The following is a 933-nucleotide window of genomic DNA, read 5'->3' as shown; positions in this document are numbered from 1 at the left end:
GATAAGTTCAGCCCCTGGGCGAGGAGGTGGGAGATGCGGCGCAAGATATCCAGGTCCTCCTCGCTGTAGCGGCGAGTTCCGCCCTCGGTGCGCTGGGGGTCCAAAAGTCCCTTGCGTTCATAGAGGCGCAGGTTCTGTTGTCCGGTGCCTACCAGCTCGGCGGCAACCGAAATCCCATACACGGCAAGGTCTCTCGATCTTTTCTGAGTCATCTTCCCGTCCTTTCCTTATCCCTGGCTCGATCAATGCGGGGGAGTTTGACAGGCTTGCGACCCCATAGTGATTGTGCTATAAAAATTGTATCCGCTGATACAGATTATCGCGGATGCGACAAATTGGAAATGGCATATCAGAGACACTGTGAAGGAGTGCAACTGCCATGTTGATGCGTACAGACCCGTTCCGTGATCTTGACCGGATCGCTCAGCAGGTTTTCGGAACCCCGGCTCGCCCGGCAGCGATGAGCATGGATGCTTGGCGTAATGGGGACACTTTCGAGGTTGAGTTCGATTTGCCCGGGATCAAACCGGATTCGATCGACTTGGACGTTGAACGCAACGTGGTGACCGTGAAGGCGGAGCGTCCTGCCCTGGACAAGGATTTGGAAATGCTCGCTTCGGAACGTCCCCGGGGCGTGTTCAGCCGTCAGCTGGTCTTGGGAGAGAACTTGGATACCGAAAACATCGAAGCCAGCTACGAAGCCGGTGTGCTACGTTTGCGCATTCCGGTGGCTGAGAAGGCCAAGCCTCGCAAGATCTCCATTACCGCCCCAAGCCAGGATCGCGAGGCGATCGACCCATAGGGACACCCAAACCGGGCAGTAACCGCGTGGTGATCCCCAGGCACCATGGAATCGCAGATAACTCGACACCCGAGGTGGCGTGAGTTTCCTGAAGACCAGCCATTGCGTCGAAAACACCACAATATCGGTTC

2 protein-coding genes are annotated in these 933 nt (G+C 56.6%); one reads left to right on the top strand and one right to left on the bottom strand.

The window, feature by feature from the left end:
* Nucleotides 1-212 (bottom strand): MerR family transcriptional regulator (locus tag B879_RS23915; protein WP_083847981.1); only part of this gene is annotated, 212 nt, incomplete at its 3' end.
* 173 nt (nucleotides 213-385) lie between these two features.
* On the opposite strand from B879_RS23915, the gene B879_RS23910 reads away from it, so the two are divergent.
* Nucleotides 386-802: an Hsp20/alpha crystallin family protein gene (locus B879_RS23910; RefSeq protein WP_497706791.1), complete on the top strand. Its 417-nt coding sequence runs from the start codon at nucleotides 386-388 to the stop codon at nucleotides 800-802.
* Nucleotides 803-933: the final 131 nt, after the last annotated feature.

This window comes from Cecembia lonarensis LW9, assembly GCF_000298295.1.
GTDB classification, from domain to species: Bacteria; Bacteroidota; Bacteroidia; order Cytophagales; family Cyclobacteriaceae; genus Cecembia; species Cecembia lonarensis.
Note: the sequence above shows the minus strand (reverse complement) of the source record. Positions and strands in the feature narration are given on the sequence as shown.